The organism is Photobacterium sp. BZF1, from assembly GCF_014349205.1.
In the GTDB taxonomy this organism is placed as follows: Bacteria; Pseudomonadota; Gammaproteobacteria; order Enterobacterales; family Vibrionaceae; genus Photobacterium.
Map to the genome: position 1 here is coordinate 1 of NZ_JACSOF010000217.1, position 7854 is coordinate 7854.

Below are 7854 nucleotides of genomic sequence, written 5' to 3' on the forward strand. Positions count from 1 at the left end.
GCTTTCCATCAATGCCTTCGACATTGGGGGAAACGCTTCTTCGCGGCGCTCTTCCAATACAATCTCAATACGGTCCGCCTGGACCTGCTTCGTCTGCTCGGCGATATTGAGCAAGTTGTCTATGGTTTGTTCCCTGTTCATTGTCTTTATTCACCTTGAAACATTTTGTTTTATTGTACAGCAAAAAAACACCAAAACAATAAAAAGCTGAACAACACCATGTGATATTTATCTCAGCATAAAGCTTTAACAAGAGCAAAAAACCGACGATTCCCAATGAAAATTACACAGCTATCGGGGGTGATTTGCTTGAATTAAGTGAAAAAATAAAAGTGTTACAGCGTCACTATTTTACAATGTAAATCCACTTTTGAGTGATTTTTACCGGAAGCGTGAGAATTTGTGGCTATTTTACGGTGGGTGCAAGTCTGACTACATTTCATACCAAATTCTGTATTCAACGGTTAATTTACGAAACAAGCCAAAAAGAGGATGAAATCGCTCAATTTCATTATGATCGTATAATCCCCGGTATCAAAGAACAAAACGATCAGCATGAAATTGGCCAATCCCATGATCTTTCTGAAAACCAACCTACATTATCTTGATCATCGTTCCTTGCTTACACGCCCGATCACGAAGCATGATCAAGGCAAAATAGGGCAGTGCGTTGTTGCTGGCATCGCGACGAATGGATCGGAAAAATGATCAAGCGAGGAAGGGTGTAAATCGGATATTATTGCCAATGCCCCGAAAGCATGTAAATTCAAGGCCAATTTACGGTCAGTGTAGGTCTGATAAGGGTTTAGCGCATAATTATCCACTAGGAAGAAGGCCTAATGGCCTGTAAATCGCCACTTTAATCAAAAATTGAAATGCATAACCAACATCTTGATCATCTATCCATGCCGGACACATGTTAAAACCAGAGTAGAATACGGAAAGTGTCAAATCGACTTTGCTCAAAATTACATCACCACTCCCAAGCAATATCGCCTAATAGGCCTGAAAACCCCTCGAATGACATATCCATGATCATTTTTCCGGCCTCAAAAAGGCAAAATTGCCTGTCCAAACCGTGACTGTAGCCGTTAAACCTTGCCGTTATACCCACACTTTAAAAACTGGCTGTGGATAACCTGTGAGGACACCATGATCATGTTTTCATAGCGATGATGATCATGTTTGCAGATTGATGATGATCATATTTCCAGCCCTTGTTTGATCATCGTTTCAGGAAAGCGTTGATCATTTTTCCAGAATCCTTATGATCATGCTTTCGATCACCTGTTTTTTTATTTCTATAACTTTCAGGCAGTTAGGCTAATTTTAATCGCCAGATCATAAGATCACTTAATCAATAAGATCAAAATAATCAAAAAGATCAGTTTAAAAAAAGCCAATAAAAGAGCTTTCTTTCTTGTTTTATTTCTATTAATCTTTTACGGAAAAATGATGTATCTACGGCTAATGACAAATGAACTCCGCGCTTTCAGCTAACAATAAGAATACTGACAAGATATTGATCCCCGCTCCACGATCCCACAAAGACGGGCATTTGTTTTCGATCCCGGCTAACTTGATCGACTGGCTTCCGCAATACCAACACTTCAAAGGTGTCACCAAAAGTATTATTGAGTTGCTGAATTTAATTTCATTACGTGGGCTGTCTAGCCATGATGGAATGGTTTCAACAACAGAATTAGTGGAAGCCACAGAGGGCCAGCTGACCCGGGCTGCAATCCAGCAGCGCTTGCGGGCAGCAGTGAATATTGGCTTGTTCAAACAACAACCTGTTAGGTTCGAAGAGGGCTTGGCGGGTAAAACCATGTTGCATCATTTCATCAACCCAGCAATGCTGATCTCCCAGCTTGGCACTGGCAGCCTGAATTCAGAACAATCCAAGGCGAAAGAGAAACAAAAACGCTCCAAGGCCCTGGCCCAGAACCATGTCAATCGCCAACTGCTGAGTGAACATGGTTTGGGTACCCCACCGACGATGCCTGACGAGGCGGATCAGATAGTGATCTCCCCCACCAGCTGGGCAGGGATCATTGATCAGGCGCTTGCCCCGCCGCGGACCAAGAAAAGCTACCAGAAATCAATGGTTGCCATCAGCGGCACCAAGGCGATCATCGAGACACGATCTTCAAAGTCGATCATGACGGTTGATGATCTAATGACCCTTTTTGCCCTATTCACGCTGACGGTCCAATATCATGATCACCACATTGCGGACTATGAAATCCAGTCGCGCAATATGGGTAACAAAACGCCTGTATACATCACGGATATTCTGGCCTTGCGCGGCAAGAAAGACAGTGGTCCGGCTCGTGACTCAATTCGTGAAAGTATCGATCGTATTGAATTTACTGACTTTCAATTGCATGAACTCACTGGGCGCTGGATGAGTGAGAATATGCCTGAAGGGTTCAAGAGTGACCGTTTCCGCTTCCTTGCCCGTACCATAACGGCGTCCGAGGAGGCCCCAAAGGAAGGTGATGACGGCGAGATCCGGATCAAACCGAATCTGTATATCTTGGTATGGGAACCTTCGTTCTTCGATGAGTTACTGACCCGGGACTATTTCTTCCTGTTCCCGCCAGAAATCTTGCGTCAGCACACTCTGGTCTTCCAGCTGTATTCCTTCTTCCGAAGCCGAATGTCGCGCCGTCTCAATGACTCGATGATGCTTAGCGAGCTGAACCAGAAATTGGCACGCAATATCGAATGGCGCCGTTTTTCATCCGATTTGATCCGTGAGCTGCGCAAGCTGGCGGATGACAAGATCACTGATCATGTTTTTGCGGTTAACCTCTGGGGTTACCACTTGACCATCACTCCGCATGAGGAAGGCAAGCGTTACTGTGATTACCAAATCGATATTCGGTGTGATGTCGATGAAGTTATCCGTTTCTCACGGGCGAAAACCACCAACGAGGGCAAGCGGACCATGGCGCCGACCATGCCGAACCCGTTGCGCAATGAAATTTTGCCTAAGCAGGAGCTTGATCAGCTTTCCGAGATTATTGACGGTGAATTTGAACCTATCCAGCGGAAAGAAAGCCGCCCGAAGGGACGGTTGGGCCGCCGGGTGAAGTTGCGCAAGCATTTGGTAGAGATCAATGCTGATGAGTTAACTATTACCCTGTCAAAGTATACCTCTTCAGAGGCCCTGCAACGCAGTATTACGGCGTTATCAGCAATGAGTGGACATTCTATTGCCTCTATCAGCGAAGAGTGCCACGGCTTGCTGGAGAAGCTTGACTGGTTGAGGGTCAGCGGCGAGGTGGTCCCTTACGAGACCCTGAGCAAAACTATCGAGTTGTACAACAGCCAACATGACGAAGGCCATTTGTCGATTGAGCGCCTGATATCGGGGCTGGCGGTGAGGCGAAAAGTCTGCAAGCTGGTGTTCGAAGGCCATATCAACGAACAGGTGATGAATGCGCTGGATGACATTGCCAGCGGAAGCTAAACCCTCGCTTTTGAATAATAAAAAATCCGGTTAGCACCAGCTGGCCGGATTTTTTTATGCCTCATGTTCAGCTAACTTGGGTATATTATTGCTATTAATCCAATCAATAGGATATGTCATGGAGTGGCTGAAAATATGTCGGCACCGGCAGGGCGGGGTGCTGCTTGCATTGGTCGGTGTGTTCGCGGGAACCTTCAATGCGGTTGCGGATGACTCCCGTCCGCAGATCGGGCTGGTGCTCAGCGGAGGCGGCGCGAAGGGGGCGGCCCATATTGGGGTGTTATCGGTGCTTGAGGAGAACCGGATCCCAGTCGATGTGATCACCGGCACCAGTATGGGGGCTTATGTCGGCGGCATGTATGCGATGGGTTTGTCGGCCCAGGAGGTCAGGCGCAAAACGATGTCTGCGGATTGGCTGAGTGGCTATGAGGATCGTGTCGGCCGAAATGACCTGGAACTCAGGCGCAAGCAGCAAAATGACAATTACCAAATCTATACCGATATCGGGATAGATCTAAAAGGGAACTACCAGTCCAAACCGGGCGCCTTCCAGGGGCAGGGGATGGCAACCTTGTTGGGCAACCTCACCGACAACCTACCTGATTTGGCAAGCTTTGATCTGTTGGCAATCCCATACCGTGCAGTAGCGACGGATATCGTAAACGTAAAACCGGTTGTGCTGGACAGTGGCCACCTAGCGACGGCTATGCAAGCATCGATGACAGTCCCCGGGGCTTTGCAACCGGTACGGATTGATAACCGGATCTTGGTTGATGGTGGGATTGTTAATAATATGCCGGTCGATGCAGCCAAGGCCCTAGGGGCCGAGACCATTATCGCGGTTGATCTTCGTGATGCATTGTTTGAAGAGCAACAGCTCAACAGTGCGTTTAATATCATTGGTCAGCTGACCACTTTTATGACCAACACCAGTTCCGATCAGCAAATGGCGCTGATGGGGGAGGGGGATGTGTACCTCCAGCCAGATGTCTCTTTCATGCTGGCGCCTGATTTCGACAAAATGGAGCAGGCCTATGTCGCCGGGCGCAAAGTCGCCCTGGATGCGCTGCCCGAACTCAAACGTTATCAGTTGTCCGAGTCTGACTATCAAGCCTACCTGCGTGAAAAACTCGACCGACGTGCCCAAGTACAGGCAAGCCCGGCTTATTATATTGACCGAATTGAAGTTGCCAATCATACCCGACGCTCTGATCAGGCCCTGCTTGAAGTCATGGATCTCGATGCTGGCCGGGTGATCGCCAACCATGAGATGGATGATGCAGTGAAAAGGCTCAACAGACAGGATGTGTTTGAGCGGATCACTTATCAAATTGAGCAACAGGGTGATGAAAATGTCTTGGTGATGGATGTTCGCGAGAAATCCTGGGGGCCGGGATACCTCAACCTCAAGTTTGCCTTCGAGGACGATTTTGCCAACCGGTCTGATTTTGCCTTTGGTACCCAATACATCTATACCAACCTCACTGACAAAGGGGGCGAGTGGCAGTTTGAATGGCAACTGGGCAGTTGGAAGAAGATTGACACCAGCTTTTATTTCCCGCTCGACTACCAGAAAAATAGCTATACCTCGTTTGGCGTGAACTGGAACCGTGAGGTGCGGGAGTTTATTTTGTCCAAGGAGCAGGCTGATCTTATTGGCCGGGAGCCGGGCAGTAGCGCCGAAACCGAATACAGCGTCTACAGCGGCTATGCCGAACTGGGTTGGAACCTCCAGCCGTGGAGTTCTCTGGCTGTGGGCTACCGGGGCGGGACAGGTGAGGTCAAAGAAATCAACGTGAACAATAGCCAGGACTACTCTGTCCATGGGCCATATGTTTCATTTGTCTATGATGATCTGGACAGCTTGTTCTTCCCCCGTGAAGGAGTGATGTTCAGGACTGAGTTCGGGCTGGGTTCGAGCCGCAGTTCTGTCAACGACCAAGAAACGATATCGAGTGACAGTGTGTATGGTCAGCTTAAACTGATCAAGCCGCTGAGCCATGACAGGCACAGCCTAGTGACGACCTTCCAAGCCGGTGGGTATGACGGTGATGACCTGTTACCTGTCTATGTGCAGGACTTGGGGGGCTTGTTCAACCTGTCTGGCTATCACCGCTACGAACTCAATGGTCGGTACAAGTTATTTGGAGCCTTGGTCTATAGCTATCGCCTATTGGATAACAATTTTGGTGCAGTATCGATACCTGTATACATTGGCGGCTCATTGGAACGTGGCGGGGTATGGGATGATCAGTCGGATATCGATTTTGACTCCAGTTTATCTGCAGGCAGTCTGTTTTTGGGCCTAGATACACCGGTGGGGCCTGTTTACCTCGCCTACGGCATGGCAGAAGACGGGCAGAATTCCTTCTACCTATCGTTAGGGGCCACCTTTGATTAAAAATACATCACTTAATTCAACTAAATAGGAATGCCTGGTGGGTGTTGCTCCCTGAAATACCGGTTTATGCCTTGAAGGTTTCATCAAAAGTGGAACCATTACCTCATAGGTGAACATTGCTTTGTTATTCCTGACATTTTCCTGACACCAGCACGCCGTGCTCGGGCAAAATGGAAAGCGGATATAACCTTTGTCCCTTTCGAGAGTTAGGTTTTCACTGGTAAGGATACTGGGATTTCCTAGTCACCCTCTCGGAATGCAATATATGAGTTATTTTGCGAGCCATCGACCGGCTCGCTTTTTTTTGCCTGCTATTTCTGGTTAAATCTGCCCAATCCGCGCCGACCTTTATCTCCCTTTCTATACTGACTATATCAGCTGTAATTCTCCCCTCCCTCAGAAGGATACTGCGTGCGATTGAAAGGGACTCTGATCAGTTTATTGCTTCTCGTTGTGCTGGCGGGCGCCATCACCTACAAAGAATATTTATCTCCCGGGGCGGCAGCAGGCCGTTCGATGCCTACCCCGAGTGTGGTGGTAGCCGCGGTGGAGAAGAAATTGGTCCGGCGTGAAGTCGAAGCGCTTGGCACTGTAAAATCCCGCGAGTCGGTGGTGCTTACGGCCAAGGTGACCGAAAAAGTGGACCGGGTGCTGTTTGAAGATGGCCAGTCGATTTCCCGTGGGCAATTGCTTGTCACGCTCAATGCCGACGAGCAGCAGGCCAAGGTGCGGGCCGCCAAAGCCAACCTTAAGGAGCAGCAACGTGAATACAAGCGTATCGAAGGCTTGGTCAAGCGCAACACCATTGCCCGCTCCGAGCTTGATGCCATCTATACCGACATCGAGGTTGCCAGGGCCGTGCTGGCACAAAACGAGGCCGAGCTGGCTGCCCGTTATATCCATGCCCCGTTCTCCGGTGTATTGGGTTTTCGCCAAATCAGTCCCGGTGCACTAGTGACGCCGGGGGCGGTGATCACCACCTTGGATGATATTGCCACCGTGAAGCTCGATTTTTCTATTCCCGAAGCCTTTCTCGGGCTGGTATCCCAAGGTGCGGTGATCGAAGCCAGTGCAGCAGCCTATCCTGATGAAACCTTCAAAGGCCAGGTCGCCAGTATCGACAGCCGCATCAATCCCCAGACCCGGGCTATTGTGATCAGGGCAGATATTGCCAATCCGGACTTGCGGCTAAGGCCCGGTATGCTGATGACCTTGTCTTTGATTGTTGGCGAGCACCAGGGATTGGTGGTACCGGAGGAAGCCTTGGTGTCCCGACAACAGCAACATTTCTTGTTTGTGGTGGGAGAGGAAGGGGCCGTAGAGCAGCGCGAAGTCGAACTGGGTTTTCGTCGCCGGGGTGAAGCGGAGGTCGTGACCGGTATCCGTGAGGGTGAGCAGGTGATCACCCGGGGGACCCAGCGGGTAAGGCCGGGGCAAAAAGTGGAGATCCGCGAACAGGAGCGCTTCACCTATCGGGAGGCCGGCTGATGTGGTTATCGGACATTTCAGTTACCCGGCCGGTGCTGGGCTCGGTGATCAGCCTGCTGCTGGTGGTGTTTGGGTTGGTGGCATTCGACAGGTTGCCGTTGCGGGAATACCCGGATATCGACCCGCCAGTAGTGAATATTTCCACCAGCTACCGCGGCGCGTCGGCAGCGATTGTCGAAACGCGGATCACCCAATTGGTGGAGGATAGAATCGCTGGGCTTGAAGGGATCCGCTCGATTAGCTCGCAAAGCCGCGATGGCCGCTCCAGTGTAACCCTGGAGTTCTCCATTGGCCGTGATATCGATGCGGCTGCCAATGACGTCCGTGACCGGATAGCAGGCATTCTTAATAATTTACCTGATGAAGCCGACCCGCCAGAGGTACAGAAAGCAGCGGCTAGCTCGGAAGTGATCATGTGGCTCAATCTGGTGTCTGACCGGATGGATACCCTGCAGCTAACAGATTATGCCCGCCGCTATCTGGTCGA

4 protein-coding genes and 1 pseudogene are annotated in these 7854 nt (G+C 49.9%); 4 read left to right on the forward strand and 1 reads right to left on the reverse strand.

Annotated elements, in window-relative coordinates; translation table 11 throughout:
• Positions 1-141 (reverse strand): annotated as a pseudogene (locus BIZ37_RS28355) (ParA family protein); the annotation flags it as partial.
• A gap of 1336 nt (positions 142-1477) precedes the next feature.
• Here BIZ37_RS28355 and BIZ37_RS28360 point away from each other — a divergent pair.
• The 4 genes from BIZ37_RS28360 to BIZ37_RS28375 all read left to right on the forward strand — a co-directional run.
• Positions 1478-3478: a replication initiator protein RctB domain-containing protein gene (locus BIZ37_RS28360; RefSeq protein ID WP_187464390.1), complete on the forward strand. Its 2001-nt coding sequence runs from the start codon at positions 1478-1480 to the stop codon at positions 3476-3478.
• Positions 3479-3596: 118 nt separating this feature from the next.
• Complete coding sequence (locus tag BIZ37_RS28365; protein ID WP_187464391.1) at positions 3597-5879, forward strand: patatin-like phospholipase family protein; 2283 nt, start codon at positions 3597-3599, stop codon at positions 5877-5879.
• 411 nt (positions 5880-6290) lie between these two features.
• Positions 6291-7367: an efflux RND transporter periplasmic adaptor subunit gene (locus BIZ37_RS28370; RefSeq protein WP_370577949.1), complete on the forward strand. Its 1077-nt coding sequence runs from the start codon at positions 6291-6293 to the stop codon at positions 7365-7367.
• Positions 7367-7854 (forward strand): efflux RND transporter permease subunit (locus BIZ37_RS28375; protein WP_187464392.1); only part of this gene is annotated, 488 nt, incomplete at its 3' end. The genes BIZ37_RS28370 and BIZ37_RS28375, both read left to right, overlap by 1 nt.